This is a genomic window from Evansella cellulosilytica DSM 2522 (assembly GCF_000177235.2).
Taxonomy (GTDB): Bacteria; Bacillota; Bacilli; order Bacillales; family Salisediminibacteriaceae; genus Evansella; species Evansella cellulosilytica.
In genome coordinates, this window is the sequence record NC_014829.1 from 4,467,500 (window position 1) to 4,485,176 (window position 17,677).

A 17,677-nucleotide genomic window follows, 5' to 3' on the forward strand; every position below is an offset into this window, starting at 1 on the left:
GGACTTTTAGTAACTTTTGGGACAGACTCTTATTAAATAAAAAGTGGTTATACTAGTCAAATTAGTTGTCCGAACTCCTATCGCTGTACAAGCGATTCTTTAGAAGGTTACTGAAAACGTGGTGTTTTTTAATGGCACTGAAAAAGCCCTTAGATTGAAAGGGGTGGCTAACAAATATAAGGTCATTTGAATATAGAAGTTGATGAGGCCTGCGTAAACTCGCTTTCAGTGGAGAGTCGGCAAACCGCTCGATCCTCGCTCTGCAGTGTCTCACCCTGACTTACTTTTCCACAGGAACGGGCGACGCTGCTCTATCGGCATTTCACCTCTTGCTTCATCTCTCTATATGCTCATACAGTTACGGATACGCTCCAAAGCATATGCGCGTAAAGGAAGAGACAGTTACCTCGCTTGCTCGGGTCTCATCAACATTTTCTATAATTAGGTATTTTGAATATTAATGCAACAAAATAACAAGTTTTTCACTTTTTCAGCAGCCTCGTTTTCTTTCACTTTTTCAGTTTCCTTCAGAAATCAACCTATTTAGTGTCCCTCTTCACACCCTTTATTGGATAGATGTTCCAAAACGGTTTAAAAATCAAGCAAGCTATCGCTTTTAGGTATATCACCGTCATCGTAAATAGAAACTTTTTCACCACTTGAAGTTCGGATAGTTTCACTAGTGGATTTGGTGTTAATCACATCGTCCACTGAAGCATGATTCACTTTAGGGGCTGCTTGCCGCTTCGTTTCGTGAGATGATAATAGCAAATCACAATATGTTTTAATAGCAGTTGCCTGATCACGAAAAGCTGGTGAAGATGAATCGCCTTCTAATAACGTTTTTAACTTGGCTAGCTCCTCCTCCATTTTCTGCACTACTACTTTAGCTGGAATTTCCATACTACTCCGCCCCTTCTAATAAACATAACAAAGTCATTTTGTAAGGCCACTAAAAAGTGGAAAGAACATCACTTTTTCAGCGGCCTCCATTTTAGCTTTCGGTTAATTCCATGAATGTATCTAAATCTTGTTTAACGAGATCGATTGCTTTTTGCCAGAAATCCGGTTTTGTTAAATCAACATTTAAATGTTTTTTCGCTAGTTCTTCTACCTCTAGTCTACCTGTGTCACGCAATAGATCAATGTAACGCTCTTCAAAGTCGCCCCCGGATTCTACTGCTTGCGCGTAAATTCCCATGCTGAACAAGTAGCCAAATGTATATGGGAAGTTGTAGAATGGCACACCAGTAATATGGAAATGAAGCTTAGAAGCCCAAAAATGTGGTGAGTACTCGGATAGTCCATCACAATACGCTTCTTTTTGTGCTTCCAGCATTATTTCGTTTAAACGATTGGCACTTACTAACCCTTTTTTGCGTTCTTCATAAAATCTTGTTTCGAATAAGAAGCGAGCATGGATGTTCATGAAAAAGGCGATTCCACGGTTAAGCTTATCGTCTAATAATTGGATCTTTGCTTCTTTTGTTTCAGCTTGTTTTACTGTCGCATCAGCTACGATCATTTCAGCAAATGTAGACGCAGTTTCTGCTACGTTCATCGCATAGCGTTGCGACATTTGCGGTAGGTCATTCATGACATGCTGATGGTAGGCATGCCCTAGCTCATGGGCAAGCGTAGCTACATTTGATGCAGAGCCACTATAGGTCATAAAGATACGTGATTGTTCACTCATTGGAAAGCTAGTACAGAACCCTCCTGGTCTTTTACCCGGACGACTTTCCGCTTCAATCCACTCTTTATCAAACGCCATTTGTGCAAAGTCAGCCATTTTCGGGCTGAACGTACGAAATTGTTCGACAATCATAGTTGCTGCGTCATCGTAGCTTACTTCCTCAGCATTTTCAGAGACAGGGGCACTGACGTCATACATCGCTAGCTTTTCTACACCTAATAGCTTTGCTTTTCTTTCCATATATTTTACAAAGTCAGCTTTGTTTTTTGTAATCGTATCCCACATGACGTCTAACGTCTCTTTTTTCATGCGGTTTATTTGTAAAGGCTCTTTTAAAACTTCACCCCAGCCACGGGCTTCATATGTTTTTAGACGGAAGCCAGCTAAATGGTTTAAAGTATTTGCGAAAAGCTCAGATTCCTTTTCCCAAGCCTTTTCTGTTTGGTCAAATACGTGTTTACGGAAGGTACGATCGTTGCTGCTCATCTTATTTGCAGCCTGCCCTACTGAGTAAGAATTGACTTCCCCGTCCTCTTCAATGTCAACGGACATGCGACCAACAATCGTACTATAAAAATCTCCCCATGCATGATAGCCGTCAATCGATAGAGCTTGGATGAGTTTTTCTTTATCTCCTGCAAGCTTTTCCTTCGCATTTTGACGTCGTTCATTTAAATTAAAGACAATTTCGTACATGGAATCTAACGATATAAATAAGTTCCACTCATCATCGGAAAAAGCTAAAAGCTGCTCATCAATGGAAGTGAGTATCGATTGGTACATAGATGATAGCTGTTTTATTCGACCAGTTAACAGCTTTGCACCTTCATCCTTTACGTCTTGGGCCGTTAAGCAACCTACAAACGCACCGGACTCACGCACCTTTTTGCCCACTTCTTGAGCACGAACGATAATATTTGCCCAAGTCTCTACGTTACTATCCGCAGCATCTGTTTCTTTTTGAAATGTCGATAACTCCGCTTCAAGCTCATTTAAAAATTTGAGAAGTGCTTCAGAATCACTTGTTCCTCCTTTGAATATGGAGTCTAAGTCCCAAACTTGCTTATACTTCGCTGTCATATTTCCGCCTCCTAGAGTGGTCTTGTGTTAATACTCTCCCTAATTGTTGAATTCGGTCTGATTCGTATAAATGGACGCCGCTACTATCTTCTTGTGCAAGTGCAAACATTGCCTTCGCTAAGTGTGTTGCTTTAATTGGCTTATATTTCCCATAAGGTCCTACAAGAAAAATGGAAAGAGGTTTAAAAGCAAATTCTGCCGTTTTTTCACCTAATCGAAATTCTTTTCTTTTTCCTACAAGTAAAGACGGTCTAAATATATGTAATGAAGGAAGCTGCAAAGAAACTAATGCTTCCTCCAACTTTCCTTTCACACGACTATAGAAAAAAGTAGCTTCCCGATTGGATCCAATTGAAGAAACAATTAAAAAACGCTTTACATGCTTTTCTTTCGCTAACTCGGCAATTTTTAATGGGTATTTAAAATCAACCTTCATGAACCGTTTTCTTGTTTTTGCTTTTTTCATTGTTGTTCCTAAACAAACAAAAACATCGTCAATCCCGCGGAACATATCAGCATGTTTATGTAATTCGTCAAAGTCTATGACACGTTCCTTTACAATTGTTTCATCGATAAATCCAGACTCGCGCCTTGATAGCACACGAACTTCATCATACAAACCACTATGCAAAAGTTCCTCCATTAAATGGTGACCTATCAGTCCAGTAGCTCCAGCAACTAATGCTTTTTTCAACCCATTCACCTCTTATTTAGTAAACCGAATTATTTATTATCGTACCATGAAATGAACCGAAACTCATGTGATACGGTAATCAACTTCGATTTGACTATAGTTTATGAAAAATAGTATTTATATAACGCTTGCGTTCCAGCATTTTCTTCACCTTTGTTTGCAAGCTGCTCATATAAGTTTTTCGCTAACGTTAGTCCTGGCGTCTTTACATCCATTTCTTCTGCAGACTGAAGTGCTATTTTCATATCTTTTATAAAATGCTTAATATAAAAACCTGGCTCAAAATCACCATCAATCATGCGCGGCGCTAGCTTACTAAGTGAAAAGCTTCCAGCCGCTCCCGTTTCAATCGTCTCAATCACCTGCTTTTGATCAAGACCTGCTTTTTTCGCATAGGCCATCGCTTCACAAACCCCCATCATCGTCGAAGCTATTGCTATTTGGTTTGCCATTTTTGTATATTGACCAGACCCCGGTGGTCCAAGGCGTTTTACGTTTTCTCCCATGATTGAGAAGATTGGTTTTACGGCCTCAAATGCCTCCTTATCTGCACCTACCATGATTGCTAGTTTTCCTGATTTCGCTCCAATGTCACCACCGGAAACTGGGGCATCTAGAGCAAAAATCCCTTTCTTCGTTGCCTCATCATGGATTTTCTTAGCCAATAATGGACTTGATGTCGTCATATCGATAACATAAGCACCGGCTTTCGCATTGTTAAGAATTCCTTTCGTCCCTAAATATACTTCCTCAACATCGGTTGGATATCCTACGATCGTAATGATTACATCCGCTTTTTTGGCAACATCGGCTACTGTTTCACACCATACTGCGCCTTCCTCCACTAATTCTGCCGTTTTTGCTTTTGTTCTATTATAAACAAGCACTTCGTGTCCCTTTTTCAGTAAATTTCTCGCCATACTTTTTCCCATGACACCTGTGCCAATAAAGCCAATGATTTGTTTTTCGTTCATCTAGCATTCCCCTCTCTATTATTCTTCTAACGTTTCGATCTTCCAATCCACTTCTTCTTTTCCGTGTTGCTTTAATATAGCATTCGCTTTTGAAAAAGGTCTACTACCGAAAAAGCCTTTGCTTGCAGAAAATGGGCTTGGATGCGGTGATTTTAAAATATAATGATTTGGATTAGATATGAGTGCTTCTTTTGCTTGTGCATGCTTGCCCCACAACATATATATGATTGGCTCATTTTTATTATTTAATGTTCTGATCACTTCATCGGTAAATAACTCCCAGCCAATCCCTTTATGAGAGTTTGGTTTGTGCGCCTCCACTGTTAATACGGTATTCAGTAATAGCACCCCTTCATCCGCCCATTTTTGTAGAAAACCATGATGAGGAATAGCATAACCAAGGTCGCTTTGAAGCTCCTTATATATATTTCTTAAAGACGGTGGAACCTTTACTCCTCTTTTAACCGAGAAGCTAAGCCCGTGAGCCTGGTTAGGTCCGTGGTAAGGATCTTGTCCAAGTATAACTACTTTTGTTTTCTCCACAGGTGTAGAGGCTAGTGCGTGAAAAATATTTTGCTTTTCTGGATATATTTGTTTATTTTCATACGCTTCTTCAACATGGGAGCATAAAGTTTTAAAATACTCTTTCTGAAACTCTTTTTGAAGTAGTTCGTCCCAGCTATTATTTACAACAGTTATCATAAACCCCTCCACATTTTTACGTTCTTTCTATTATTTTACCACTAGTATTTCAGTGTTAATCATTTAAAACCGATAGAAAACCCGTGACTTTATTACTATATAATTGTGTGAAAACTGATATATAATTGACATTATGTAACTATGGTACTATATTTATTATAGATTATTATAAATACTAGATTCCTTAGTGTTGGAGGAGGAACTACATAATATGGCTAAATTATTAATTACAGATGATGCCGCATTTATGCGAATGGTACTTAAGAAAATTGTGATAGATGCAGGGTATGAAGTAGTAGGTGAAGCAGCTAACGGCCAGGAAGCTGTTGATTTATATAATGAACATAAGCCTGATCTAGTAACAATGGATATTACGATGCCAGAAATGAACGGAATCGATGCACTTAAGAAAATTAAAGAAATTAATCCAAATGCAAAGGTCGTTATGTGCTCTGCTATGGGGCAGCAAAACATGGTTGTTGACGCCATTCAACAAGGCGCTATCGATTTTATTGTTAAGCCTTTTGACGAAGTTCGTATTAAAGAGGCATTAGAAAAAGCACTTGCTAAATAATATCACTTAGAGAGATTAGGGTATAACCTAATCTTTTTTCTTGCCCTTAAAAATTGAGTGAAACATATATTTATATGCTGTCTCGCTTTCACTTCCCACCCCTCATCTTAAGTTTCCTTATTTCCCCATTATAATGTGCATCATGCCTTTTTTTCAATAATTGCTCTCTTTTGCAGTTTTCTCCTTTACTGTATACAATATTGAGAAGAACTTATATTACTGGAGGAACGCCATATGAAAAAGGTTTATATCATCCATGAAAACGATGATTGGACGAAGCCGTTACTTGAAGCTTTAAAAGAAGAAGGTGTTCCCTTTGAAGATTGGCATTTACACGAAGGGATCGTTCCGTTAGATGAGTCGCCACCTGAAGGGGTTTTTTACAATAGAATGAGTGCATCTTCGCATTCACGAGGTCACCGCTACGCCCCAGAACTTACTCATGCCGTGTTAACATGGTTAGAGGCAGCTGGAAGAAGGGTTCTAAATGGTCGCCATGCACTTCAGCATGAATTAAGTAAGGTCATGCAATACGAGGCGCTGAAAAAATATGATGTAGCTATTCCAAAAACAACAGCTGCAGTAGGTATTTCCTCACTTCTCAAGGCGGCAAAGGATTTTCCAACTCCTTTTATTACGAAACATAATAGAGCTGGAAAGGGATTAGGTGTTCATAAATTCGATTCTTATCAAGCGCTCGAGACTTTTATAGAGGATGGCAAGCTTGAGGAATCCGTTGATGGGGTCATGCTTTTACAGCAGTACATTTCATCTCCTACACAAACGATTACACGTTGTGAATTTGTAGCAGGTAAGTTTTTGTACGCAGTAAGGGTTGATACATCTGAAGGCTTTGAACTTTGTCCTGCAGAAGCGTGTGCAATCGGTGATCAGTTTTGTCCAACAGATGGTACAGAGCCGAAGCCTAAATTTGAAATTATCAAAGATTATTCTCATCCTGTGATTGAAAAATATGAAAAGTATTTACAGGCAGAAGGCATTTATTTCGCTGGTATTGAGAATATTACCGATGCAAGCGGGCACTTATACACGTATGACGTAAACACGAATACAAACTATAATCCGGAAGCTGAAAAGAAAGCAAACAAATTCGGAATGAGGGAAGTTGCTCGTGCACTTAAGAAAGAATTAGAATCATTAAAGTAGTGAAGTGCGGATAGGAGGTTACATTACATTGATACCGATAGACAAGCAAAAGGTTCAAGAACAACTTAGTAGGCTCAAAGGCAAGCAGCTTTATGTCCATCTTGAAACAACAAACGGGGCATATGCTTCGCATCACGACCAATCCTTTTTATCTGCTGGTGCTTTCATTAGAAATGCACAGCTCACGTTTTATCAAGGAAGTATAAAAGGAGATGGCCCTTATCGTATTGGCCTCGAATCAGAAATTGGTTGGTTATACGCAGAGGGTTTAACAGATTGGGTCGTTGACACTAAGAACAGAGTATTGTTTGCAGGACATGATAAGGATGGAAGACTCGCGATTGCATTCGAGCTAAGTGAGACTCCTTTTCCGAAATAACTTTTACTAGAGCAGATGTAACCTTTTTAGGAAAGGAAGTGGTTAAATGGAACGCCACGTACTAGTCGTATTTCCGCATCCAGATGACGAAGCGTTCGGAGTTGCAGGGACAATATTATCTCATACTGAGGCTGGCACACCCGTGACCTATATATGCTTGACGCTAGGTGAGATGGGGAGAAATATGGGACGGCCACTAATTGCCAATAGAGAGACGCTACCAGAGATACGAAAAAAAGAGCTAGATGAAGCGTGTCGCCTTTTAGGTATTAAAGATTTACGCCGATTTGGCTTAAGAGATAAAACTGTTGAATTTACAGATCAAGAAAAGATTATTAATCATATATTAGAAGTTATTAATGAGGTTAATCCTTCTTTAATCATTACCTTCTATCCAGGGTATGCTGTACACCCAGATCATGATGCTACAGGTGCTGCAGTTGTGCAAGCTGTTTTACGTTTAAATAAGGAGCAGCGTCCTAAAATACATGCCATTGCCTTTAGTGAGGGAAGTGAAGCAATCATTGGTTCTCCAGATGTCATCAATGATGTTTCAGCTTTTGCCGAAAGAAAAATAGCTGTCCTTGAGGCTCATGAATCTCAAACAGCGAACTTTATACCTGCTTTGAAAAAAGGCTATGCACAGAAAGAAGAGGCAGCTATAGAAAGGTTAACGAAGGAGTCTTTTTGGACATATCCGATCTCTGATGAAGATGTTTAAATAAGAAGTCCATAAGCTACTATTCGTCTTGTCAATGGCTATACTAGCATTGCACTTATATGGGGTGAACTCAAAAGGTCGAATTTTAGAGTCCACCGTCTAAAAAAAACTTTCATCCTTTTTAAGCGGATGAAAGTTTTTTTATCACATCGTATCCTTTTCCATCTTTTCGTACTTATACGGCAATGACTCTCCTGTCATTTCTTGCAATAGTGATAATATCGCTTTTGTTGAAGTGACATTATATGAAAAGGTCCGATATCGATTTGGTAAACGGGCTGTAATAGTAACTTGCAGACGGTCAACCTCATATCTTACAATTTGATTCGTATCAATAACGGTTTTAATTTTCCTAAACAACGGAACAAATAAAATAAACCGATTTGTAACAACTAAAAACCCTTTTTTCTCCATTCTCAACCGAATTGCTTCAACGGTAAGGAGCGGTTTTTCATTAACGATACTTCGCACTTTAAACCCGACTATCATTCTAGCTATCATATCAATTCCAAATGATAGCATAAAAGCAATCGCTACACTTGCTATCGTATACATCCATCCTATTTGCCAAAATAGCGTTCCACCTAGAACACCAAAGATGAGCCAGGACACAATATAGCGAAAATACTTATCTGATATCAATCTTGTTCTTCCAACCATTACTCCTCACCACCCCTACTTGTTTTGTGTAACTATAAACTATAACATATTATATGCAGTTTTGAAACTATTTTTACAGTTTTTTTAGAGACTCTGTTAAAAGCTAATGTTGATTTTCACGAAAGGTGCGAGACGCCTGCGACGAGCGTTACATCACGATTAAGCTTCGAGTTGTCTCGACGGATACAACTCCAGAGCGTTGCATGTAGAGGAAGAGACAGGTTGTTAGCTGAAGATCCCGCAGGGTGTGGTGCCCGAGGAAGCTGAAGCAATGCCTGCGGCAAGCGAGCATCCTGAAGCGAAAATCAACAACAAAGTTTAACATATCCTTTTTAAATATAAGTCCCTGATTTCCTCTGAACATCTAGTATAACTAGTCTTTTTGCAGAATAGTCTCTTCGTGGTAGATATTTTCACAACATATTTCCACATCATTTCCACTTATTTTCACAGTAAAGTTTCATAATATTTCGGAAGCTGATACAATAATATACATGAATATATTCGAAATAGAAAAGGGAGATGAAGCATGACAACTTTTGATGAGAAATTAGAAAAATATGCTGAGCTGGCTGTTAAAATAGGAATTAATGTTCAAGAAGGACAAACGCTCGTTGTAAATGCTCCTATTTCATCCGCAGATTTTGTTCGTCTCGTTGCCAAAAAAGCTTATGAGGTTGGAGCAAAAAATGTCCATGTTGAGTGGAACGATGATGAGCTTACTCGCTTAAAATATGACTTAGCTCCGTTTGAAGCATTCAAGGAAGCACCTGCATGGAAGGCAAAGGGCTTTGAGGAATTAGCAGAAAAGGGTGCTGCTTTCATGACGATAAAATCGACTGATCCAGAACTGTTAAAGGGTGTAGATCCAGAAAAAATAGCAACGGCTAATAAAACACAAGGTCAATTAATGAATACATTTAGAAAATACATACAATCTGATAAAGTTAGCTGGCTTGTTTTTTCCACGCCATCAAAATCATGGGCGGCAAAGGTCTTTCCTGGAGTACCTGAAGAACAACAAGAAGAAAAACTTTGGGAAGCGATGTTTGAAACGGTTCGTATTAACACCGCTAATCCAGTTACAGCTTGGAAAGAGCATGATGAAAATTTACAGACAAAAGCGAAGGTGCTTACTGAAAAACAGTATAAGCAGTTACAATATAAAGCACCTGGTACTGACCTCACGATTGATCTTCCAGAGGGACACATTTGGATTGGCGGTGGTGGCCCTAACGAAGACGGTGTTCACTTCGTCGCTAACATGCCTACAGAAGAAGTGTTTACTGCTCCAAAAAAGGATGGGGTAAATGGGACAGTAACAAACACAAAGCCATTGAACTACGGAGGAAATACGATTGATGATTTCTCCCTTACTTTTGAAAACGGCAAGGTCGTTGCTTTTTCAGCAAAAGAAGGGGAAGAAACGTTAAAACATTTGTTAGATACAGATGAGGGTGCACGCTATTTAGGTGAAGTAGCACTTGTACCACATAGCTCTCCGATCTCTCAATCCGGCATTTTGTTTTATAATACTTTATATGATGAAAATGCTTCCAACCACATTGCACTAGGAAGTGCATACCCTACTAACCTTCAAGGTGGCGCAAAAATGTCTAATGAGGAGTTAGAGGCTAACGGAATAAATACAAGTATGACTCATGTTGATTTTATGATCGGATCTGGAGAGATGGATATTGATGGCGTGAAAGCAGACGGAACTACTGAGCCAATCTTTAGAAATGGTGAATGGGCTTTTTAAGTTTATACACTTTATTATTTCTAGAAAGACTGAAAAGTTTAATTGACTTTTCTAACGGATTCCGTTCCCTATCGCAAAACTTTAAATTGCATACAAAAATGTACAACAAATTGTGCTGTTAATTGCAGCACTTTTTGTTTTCAAAAAAAATGACGCAGTTCTACACGAACCGAGTCATAACTAACATACTTGTATTTTACTCTTATTAAACTAACGCTCTCCGATAGTTTAAGTATATATTTTCACTAATATCATTTAGAAGTAATTCTTAGAAAATACCCATCTGGGTCAGCTATTTTAAAACCTCTCATATCCCAAGGGTATTTTTCCACACCAATCTCAATTGGATGATTGTTTTCGAGGCATCGATGATGTACTGTTTCTAACTCGTCTACAACTATAATGAACTCAAAACCATTTCCTTTAACTTTGCTTTTTGCTTTATTTTTAAAGAAATGATTATCATCTAAGACCGTTTCTGAAGTTATTAATAATGAAAAACAATCATAATTAAAACGTGCGGACCGTTCATTCCTACCGTAGAGTTCTAAACCAATTATGTCTTGATAAAATTTTATAGATTCCTCAATGTCCTTAACATACAATTCCACACGAAAAAGAACACTCACATTTCCAAATCCCTTCTTTGAAAGCTATTTTTTTATTGACTCCTTCTTTCACGAAACCTCCCCCTTTGTTGAACAAGAGTAGCGTCAGCTTCTTGTGTTAACGCAACCCGTTTGTTGCATCGTAAAAGTTTGAATTAAAATTATATTGATTAAAATATAAGTTTTTTAATTAATAAAAAGCCATATATCAAAGCACCAAAAATTACAATAAATAACCCCATCATTACTAATCCATAGACAAAACCTTTACCCATAGAGAATAAATCTAAGAACATATTTTTAAAAGTACCATATACCTTATTCATAATCCTCCCCTTTTCCGATAAATACCTTAAAAATATTAACACTTCTCGTGCTACTCCCCTTGAGTTTAAGTGTTCAATTTCACACTCTCTGTATTTTCACTAATATCATTTTAACGTCTTTTTTTCGATGGCTCCCCAATTACTAAAGATAACATTACAAGATATTTTATCACAGTCATATTTTTAAAATATGGGTTTGAGTACGGGTAATAATGTCACTTATAGCAAACAATTTTAATATAGTCAGTGTTTCTTCCTATTAACACGTATTTTGTCAGATTATTTTACATATGAATTTTACTTTTTTTAGAAAAAAGACTACTAATTTATCAGAAAATTTATATAATATAGACAACTATTAAAAAAGGGGGGATTTATATGGTTGAATGGTTTGAAAATTTCTTGGGGGCCGTTAATGATGTTGTTTGGGGCCCACCTATGCTCATTCTTATTGTTGGTACTGGTATCTTTTTGACATTTCGTCTCGCATTTTTACAATTCCGTACTTTACCTTATTCTTTAAAGCTTGCGTTTAGTCGTCGCGCACAAGACAAAAAATCTCCTGGGGATATTTCCCACTTCCAAGCATTAACAACCGCTTTAGCTGCAACGATTGGTATTGGTAACATCGCTGGTGTTGCAACTGCCGTCGTTCTTGGGGGGCCAGGTGCTGTTTTTTGGATGTGGATTTCCGCATTGTTCGGAATGGCGACGAAGTATGCTGAGGCCATTCTTGCCGTTAAGTACCGTGTTCAAGGAAAGAACGGTGAATTCTCTGGTGGCCCAATGTACTACATAGAGAAAGGGTTGAAGCTGAAATGGCTTGCTGTTCTCTTTGCAGTATTTGGTGCTATCGCTGCCTTTGGTATTGGTAACGTCGTTCAATCAAATGAAGTATCCTCTGCTTTAAATTCGACCTTTAATGTACCTACTTGGATTACTGGTATTGTATTAACCGTATTAGCTGGTCTCGTTATTTTAGGTGGTATTAAAAAAATCGGAAAAGTTACAGCGTATATCGTTCCGTTCATGGCACTCTTTTATGTCGGTGCGGGTCTTGTCATAATTGTAACTAATTTTAATCTCGTTCCAGCAGCTGTTAATTTAATTTTTACTGAAGCATTTACTGGTAGTGCTATTATCGGTGGTGGTATTGGTGCTGCTATCCGCTACGGGGTTGCTCGTGGGGTATTCTCGAACGAAGCTGGTCTCGGTTCTGCACCAATTGCAGCAGCTGCTGCAAGAACTGATTATCCTGGTCGCCAAGCACTCGTATCGATGACACAAGTATTTATTGATACGATCGTCGTTTGTTCGATCACTGGTATTGCAATCGTAATGGGTAATATTTATATGGATGGATTAAATGGTGCATCCTTAACTAGTCAAACATTTGAGCTCTTCTTAGGTAGCACAGGCTCAACAATTGTTACTATCGGCTTAACATTCTTTGCATTCTCTACGATATTAGGATGGTCTTATTATGGAGAGAAGTGTTTCAATTACTTATTTAAAGAGGAAAGCACAAAATATTATCGTATCTTATTTGTACTTTTAATTTTCGCTGGAGCTTTAGGTTCAAATGATATTATTTGGAACTTTGCCGATGCAGCTAATGCTATGATGGCAGTACCAAACTTAATTGGTCTACTTGGACTTTCTGGAATTGTCGTAGCTGAGACAAACCGTTTCCTAAAAGTAGCCAAAGCAGAAAAAGCAGCGAAATCTTCTGATCCACCTGCCGTAAATGAATAAAGCTTGTAAGTTAGTTGTTTTGCGGTAAGTACTAACATCTTAATAGTCACATCAATAGAGAGGATGTCCCAAAAGCTAATATAATTTCTGGCAATGACTCCACTCGCCGCGCGCCCATTATAAGAAATCACTTATAATGCGCTTTAAGAAATTGCGGCGCCTCCGTACAGTGTTTAGAGGATGGCTCAAAAGGTAAAAATTCGACCTTTTGAGTCATCCTCTTTCTCTGTTTCAATTCAAATGAATTGAAACGAAAATGAATAAATAATACATTCCATTCATAAATAATAGCATTCTTATCTTTTTTATACTCCAACAAAAAACTATTAATATAATAATAAGTATATTTTCTATTAAAAAAGCGCTATACATAGCAGTAACTACGTGTTTTACAGCTTTCAAATAGTATATTTAATATTTTTTTAGAATAAATATAAATTTTATATTGATAATTTACCAGTTTTACATTAAAATTAGTTTCATTGCATATTTATAAATTTTTGAGGTGATTATTTTGAATAATATTGAAGATAAACAAGTATCAAGTTCTGCCATTTGGAAATTTATATTACCTTCTCTCTTAGGAATAGCCTTATTTATGGTACCATTCCCTGCCGGAGAAGATGGGTTTATGATTTCGGTCTCAGTAATGGCAAATTGGCTAGAAGCATTTCTCGGGGATGCCATACCACTCATTACTTTAATCCTTATATTCATTAGTGTTCTTGGCGTCGTTTTCCAAAAATGGGTAAAGCCAAGGTTTATGATGAATAGTACATTCTATGCTAGTCTTTTTGACATTTCTATCGTTTGGTTTATCATTCGTACCATTGCACTTGTTTTCGTTACGATGGTCTATTTCCAAATTGGGCCAGCAGCTGTCATCGATGACTATACTGGTGGGCTTTTACTTTATGATCTTTTACCAATTCTTTTTACTATTTTCTTGTTCGCTGGTTTATTCTTACCTTTACTGTTAAACTTCGGTTTACTTGAGTTTGTTGGTGCACTATTAACAAAAGTGATGAGACCACTATTTAGGCTTCCAGGACGTTCTTCAGTAGACGCTTTAACTTCATGGTTAGGGGACGGAACGCTCGGTGTTATTTTAACAAACAAACAATATGAAGAAGGCTATTACTCTAAACGTGAAGCTGCAATTATTGGTACAACATTCTCTATTGTTTCGATCACTTTCTCTCTCGTTGTTCTCGGTTATGTAGAACTAGAGCATATGTTTTTACAATTTTATGGTACTATTTTTGTTGCTGGTTTCATTGCAGCCATCATTATGCCTAGAATTCCACCTTTATCGTTAAAGTCAAAAACTTATGCTAACGGGCAAGAAGCACAGCTAGACGAAACAATCCCTACTGGCTATAATCCATTTAGCTGGGGTGTAAAAATGGCTAAAGTACGTGCCGATAAAAATGCTAGTGTAGGTGCTTTTTTCAAATCCGGATTTAAAAATGTGCTAGACATGTGGATTGGTGTTGTTCCTGTCGTGATGGCGATCGGTACACTCGGTGTTATTATCGCTGAGTTTACCCCAGTATTCACATGGTTAGGTGCACCATTTGTACCTCTCCTTCAGTTAATGCAAGTGCCAGAGGCAGCAGCTGCAGCAGAAACGTTAGTCGTTGGATTTGCGGATATGCTTTTACCTGCCATTTTTGCAGGAGATATTAGCAGCGAAATGACGAGATTTATTATCGCTTCTGTTTCTGTCACACAATTAATCTATTTATCTGAAGTCGGGGGTGTATTACTAGGCTCTAAAATTCCAGTTAAATTTAGAGATTTAGTATTTATCTTCTTATTACGTACGATTATCACACTACCAATTATTACTCTTATTGCACATATCATTTTTTAATGACGACGACAAGGATGACTCAAAGGTAAATCTACCTTTTAAGTCATCCTTTTTTTTGGGGAAAAATAGTTTGTTATTCACATTAGGAGATTTTGATTCCTTGAAACGGAACGCTAAACAACTATTACCTCTGCCATAACTATTATTGAAACAACACACCTGCACGGGCCAAAAGCTTCATCGTCATTTAGTATTTTATGTCAAGATAAGGTAATAAGGCCGTTCCTGTACAGTAGTTATTCTGTTCTCTTCATTCACTGCAAAAACTCTTTCTATCTACCAAACACTAAGTTCGACATCGACCTTCTATGCATAGGATTTTGCGGATCAACACCACAGTTCATTAACCATCTTGCTGCATAGTCTCTCGTTTCTGGTGTAATGTGAACTTGACAGCATCGCGCAAGTTCATCAACTAAGCCATATGCTCCTTCTGGCGTTCGCAACGTATGGAAGGAACAACTACGTAGTGCTTTATATACTCGGCATGCACATCTCGGATCAGCGATTCGCTTTCGAAATATACTCATTAAATATGGGTCTACATGTCCCATACATCTCACCTCCTTATTTTGCATACTATGGTGCAACGTATATTCTAGTAACGGCGTGTCTCTTGTAGACGACTCATTTCATATATTTTTTCCTGAAATGGGCAATTGCAAGTAGTGGCCAAATAGAGTTGTAGCTATGGTAGGTTAAATAAAAGTTTCCTGGAAGTCCTCCCCCAGTAGGGTAAGTAAAGTTTCCCTTTCGTTCCATAAGATGTTCAATACCACGGCGTATCGTTTCATTCGGTTCATCACAAATTGCGATAAGGGTATCTAATGCCCAAGCCGTTTGAGACGGAGTACTCCACGATAAAGGGACGTACTTCTTGTGAACATCACTAGAACAAGACTCCCCCCATCCACCATCTTTATTTTGTATCGATAAAAGCCACTTTTTCGCCTTTTGAATTGCTGGATCGTTTTCACTTACACCTACTGATAATAGTCCTGTGACGGCCGCCCACGTTCCATAAATGTAACAAACGCCCCAACGCCCATACCAAGAGCCATCCTTTTCTTGATTCTTTAATAGCCATTGTACTGCCTTTTTTATTTTAGGGTGATTAATCGTCATTTTTACATTGTTACCTAAAAACTGAACGACCCTACCGGTTAAATCAGCAGTCGATATATCAATAGCCGTATCACTAATGTTTTCAATCGGTAAGTGCTTTACAAAGTGGTTACGTCGATTTTTGTTAAAGGATGCCCAGCCACCATCTTTATTTTGCATATTTAAAAGCCACTTTAGGCCGTTATACCAGCATTCTCTGTAAGTGCTGTCCTTATCGGCTAATGATTGAAGCGCTCTTAAACACGCTTGTGTATCATCAACATCAGGGTAAAAGGAATTATTTTGTGAAAAACCCCATGCGCCATTCTCGTTCGTTTTTTGTTGTTGACGAAGTATAAATTCTCCGCCTTTTTTTACATGTTCGTCCTCTATTGCAAATCCCGATTCTTGAAGCACATATAATAGTAATGACGTATCCCACACGACAGATTCAGCATTTTCCATATGTGTCTTTCCGTTTATTTGAACGGTTAGCTTCTGCAATCCATGAATGGCATGTCGAATAATCGGAGAGTCACTTCGATACCCTAACGCTAGTAAGCTATATATCATCATACATGTAGCAGTAGCATAGCTTCCTGCTGTTCCGTCCGCCTCTAACCTCTCAAGAATATATTTTTCTGCACGTAAATTAGCTGCATTATTTATTCGTGAAAAATGAAATCGTCTTTTTTTACCATTGCGCTGCTTTTTCAGCCTTTTCCTTACTTTCGATTCCATAATTAAATCGTCTATATACGGTGTATTCGGTGTTCTAATCGAAAACTGTTTACTAGCTAAAATAAAGACAGATGCAAAGTGAATTTTTACGTAGCTTGTCATGTTATGAAAGCTAATTGGGATATGTGAAGGCATGAATAGCAGCCATGTTGGTAGAGGAAAAATAGTTGGCCATGGATATAAATCATTCAGTGCTAAGAAAAACTTTGTTGATACGTGAGCTGCTTTTAAACCACCATTTCTATAAATAAACCTTTTTGCCTTTACTAGTCTTTCATCGTGTTCATCTATCTTTCTAGAAAATAATAACGCTGTATACGCCTCTATCGTCGCTGAAATATTTCCGTCTTTTTCGTCTTCATAAAGCTTCCAAGCGCCATTGTTTGCTTGCGTATATAATAGGCGATCTACAAGTTGCTTTATCAAGTGCTCATGCCTAGTGTCTATTAGTTTTAGCAATACAATCATATATGCATCTGTAAGAGGTCCACTTTCGCAAGGAAACTTCCACTGTCCATCATTCAATTGTTTCACTCGTACATCTTCAATTAATTGTTGTTGAAAGTTTGTTAGCTTGTCACGTATTTCCATTGATAACTCCCTCTCTAATAAGGGTCACATAATAAGAAGAAAAACGTAAATACAGCTTCACTGTTATTAACGTTTTTTCTTTAAAGTTGGCAACGTACCCTGCAGGATCTCTAGCTAATGCTATTTCGTAATCATGAACATTAGCCTTTAACAATGCCTCATCACTAAAAAGTATAAATCTAGTGCCCTCTCCTCTATCGTATGGAATCAAAAAACAGTTTGTCACTAATTGCTCGTAATACGTGGCAGCTAACTATTAAGTATTGT

General features: G+C 38.0%; 18 protein-coding genes. 7 read left to right on the forward strand and 11 right to left on the reverse strand.

Going from position 1 to position 17,677, the window contains the following annotated elements; translation table 11 throughout:
* Positions 1 to 591: 591 nt before the first annotated feature.
* The 5 genes from BCELL_RS20445 to BCELL_RS20465 all read right to left on the reverse strand — a co-directional run bounded on the left by BCELL_RS20445 (position 592) and on the right by BCELL_RS20465 (position 5,146).
* Complete coding sequence (locus BCELL_RS20445) at positions 592 to 903, reverse strand: YwdI family protein (protein ID WP_013490696.1); 312 nt, start codon at positions 901 to 903, stop codon at positions 592 to 594.
* 91 nt (positions 904 to 994) lie between these two features.
* Positions 995 to 2,776, reverse strand: coding sequence for a M3 family oligoendopeptidase (locus BCELL_RS20450; protein ID WP_013490697.1), 1,782 nt, complete (start codon positions 2,774 to 2,776; stop codon positions 995 to 997).
* Entirely contained in the window at positions 2,760 to 3,470 is a 711-nt protein-coding gene (locus BCELL_RS20455; RefSeq protein ID WP_013490698.1) for an NAD-dependent epimerase/dehydratase family protein, read from the reverse strand. The genes BCELL_RS20450 and BCELL_RS20455 overlap by 17 nt, the downstream gene beginning before the upstream one ends.
* Positions 3,471 to 3,571: 101 nt before the next feature.
* Positions 3,572 to 4,444, reverse strand: coding sequence for an NAD(P)-dependent oxidoreductase (locus tag BCELL_RS20460; RefSeq protein ID WP_013490699.1), 873 nt, complete (start codon positions 4,442 to 4,444; stop codon positions 3,572 to 3,574).
* A gap of 18 nt (positions 4,445 to 4,462) precedes the next feature.
* Positions 4,463 to 5,146, reverse strand: coding sequence for a uracil-DNA glycosylase (locus BCELL_RS20465; protein ID WP_013490700.1), 684 nt, complete (start codon positions 5,144 to 5,146; stop codon positions 4,463 to 4,465).
* 211 nt (positions 5,147 to 5,357) lie between these two features.
* On the opposite strand from BCELL_RS20465, the gene BCELL_RS20470 reads away from it, so the two are divergent.
* The 4 genes from BCELL_RS20470 (at position 5,358) to bshB2 (ending at position 7,987) form a co-directional block, all read left to right on the forward strand.
* The gene (locus BCELL_RS20470) at positions 5,358 to 5,720 is read left to right on the forward strand and encodes a response regulator (protein ID WP_013490701.1); all 363 of its coding nucleotides are present in this window, start codon (positions 5,358 to 5,360) and stop codon (positions 5,718 to 5,720) included.
* A gap of 234 nt (positions 5,721 to 5,954) precedes the next feature.
* On the forward strand, positions 5,955 to 6,887 hold the full coding sequence (locus BCELL_RS20475; protein WP_013490702.1) for an ATP-grasp domain-containing protein: 933 nt from the start codon (positions 5,955 to 5,957) through the stop codon (positions 6,885 to 6,887).
* Between the two features lie 28 nt (positions 6,888 to 6,915).
* On the forward strand, positions 6,916 to 7,266 hold the full coding sequence (locus BCELL_RS20480; RefSeq protein ID WP_013490703.1) for a YojF family protein: 351 nt from the start codon (positions 6,916 to 6,918) through the stop codon (positions 7,264 to 7,266).
* Positions 7,267 to 7,312: 46 nt separating this feature from the next.
* Positions 7,313 to 7,987 (forward strand): bacillithiol biosynthesis deacetylase BshB2, encoded by a 675-nt coding sequence (gene bshB2, locus BCELL_RS20485; RefSeq protein WP_013490704.1) that lies wholly within the window; start codon positions 7,313 to 7,315, stop codon positions 7,985 to 7,987.
* Between the two features lie 144 nt (positions 7,988 to 8,131).
* Here bshB2 and BCELL_RS20490 read toward each other — a convergent pair whose 3' ends face one another.
* Positions 8,132 to 8,647 (reverse strand): hypothetical protein, encoded by a 516-nt coding sequence (locus BCELL_RS20490; protein ID WP_013490705.1) that lies wholly within the window; start codon positions 8,645 to 8,647, stop codon positions 8,132 to 8,134.
* 529 nt (positions 8,648 to 9,176) lie between these two features.
* On the opposite strand from BCELL_RS20490, the gene BCELL_RS20495 reads away from it, so the two are divergent.
* Positions 9,177 to 10,409, forward strand: a complete 1,233-nt coding sequence (locus BCELL_RS20495) for an aminopeptidase (protein ID WP_013490706.1) — start codon at positions 9,177 to 9,179, stop codon at positions 10,407 to 10,409.
* Positions 10,410 to 10,660: 251 nt separating this feature from the next.
* Here the strand turns inward: BCELL_RS20495 and BCELL_RS20500 are convergent, their stop codons facing one another.
* Positions 10,661 to 11,038, reverse strand: coding sequence for a VOC family protein (locus tag BCELL_RS20500; protein ID WP_013490707.1), 378 nt, complete (start codon positions 11,036 to 11,038; stop codon positions 10,661 to 10,663).
* A 149-nt stretch (positions 11,039 to 11,187) separates the two neighbouring features.
* Positions 11,188 to 11,343, reverse strand: a complete 156-nt coding sequence (locus BCELL_RS22980; RefSeq protein ID WP_198283996.1) for a hypothetical protein — start codon at positions 11,341 to 11,343, stop codon at positions 11,188 to 11,190.
* Between the two features lie 378 nt (positions 11,344 to 11,721).
* Between BCELL_RS22980 and BCELL_RS20505 the strand changes: the two genes are divergently transcribed.
* Both BCELL_RS20505 and BCELL_RS20510 read left to right on the forward strand, forming a co-directional pair.
* Positions 11,722 to 13,098 (forward strand): alanine/glycine:cation symporter family protein, encoded by a 1,377-nt coding sequence (locus BCELL_RS20505; protein ID WP_013490709.1) that lies wholly within the window; start codon positions 11,722 to 11,724, stop codon positions 13,096 to 13,098.
* 514 nt (positions 13,099 to 13,612) lie between these two features.
* On the forward strand, positions 13,613 to 14,974 hold the full coding sequence (locus BCELL_RS20510) for a YjiH family protein (RefSeq protein WP_013490710.1): 1,362 nt from the start codon (positions 13,613 to 13,615) through the stop codon (positions 14,972 to 14,974).
* A gap of 272 nt (positions 14,975 to 15,246) precedes the next feature.
* Here the strand turns inward: BCELL_RS20510 and BCELL_RS20515 are convergent, their stop codons facing one another.
* From BCELL_RS20515 to BCELL_RS20525, 3 genes are all read right to left on the reverse strand, one after another.
* Positions 15,247 to 15,528: a hypothetical protein gene (locus tag BCELL_RS20515; RefSeq protein WP_013490711.1), complete on the reverse strand. Its 282-nt coding sequence runs from the start codon at positions 15,526 to 15,528 to the stop codon at positions 15,247 to 15,249.
* Between the two features lie 73 nt (positions 15,529 to 15,601).
* Entirely contained in the window at positions 15,602 to 17,410 is a 1,809-nt protein-coding gene (locus tag BCELL_RS20520) for a terpene cyclase/mutase family protein (protein ID WP_013490712.1), read from the reverse strand.
* A complete protein-coding gene (locus BCELL_RS20525; protein WP_013490713.1) occupies positions 17,397 to 17,636 on the reverse strand; it encodes a hypothetical protein in 240 nt (79 codons plus the stop codon). Before BCELL_RS20525 ends, BCELL_RS20520 begins: the two co-directional genes overlap by 14 nt.
* Between the last annotated feature and the right edge of the window lie 41 nt (positions 17,637 to 17,677).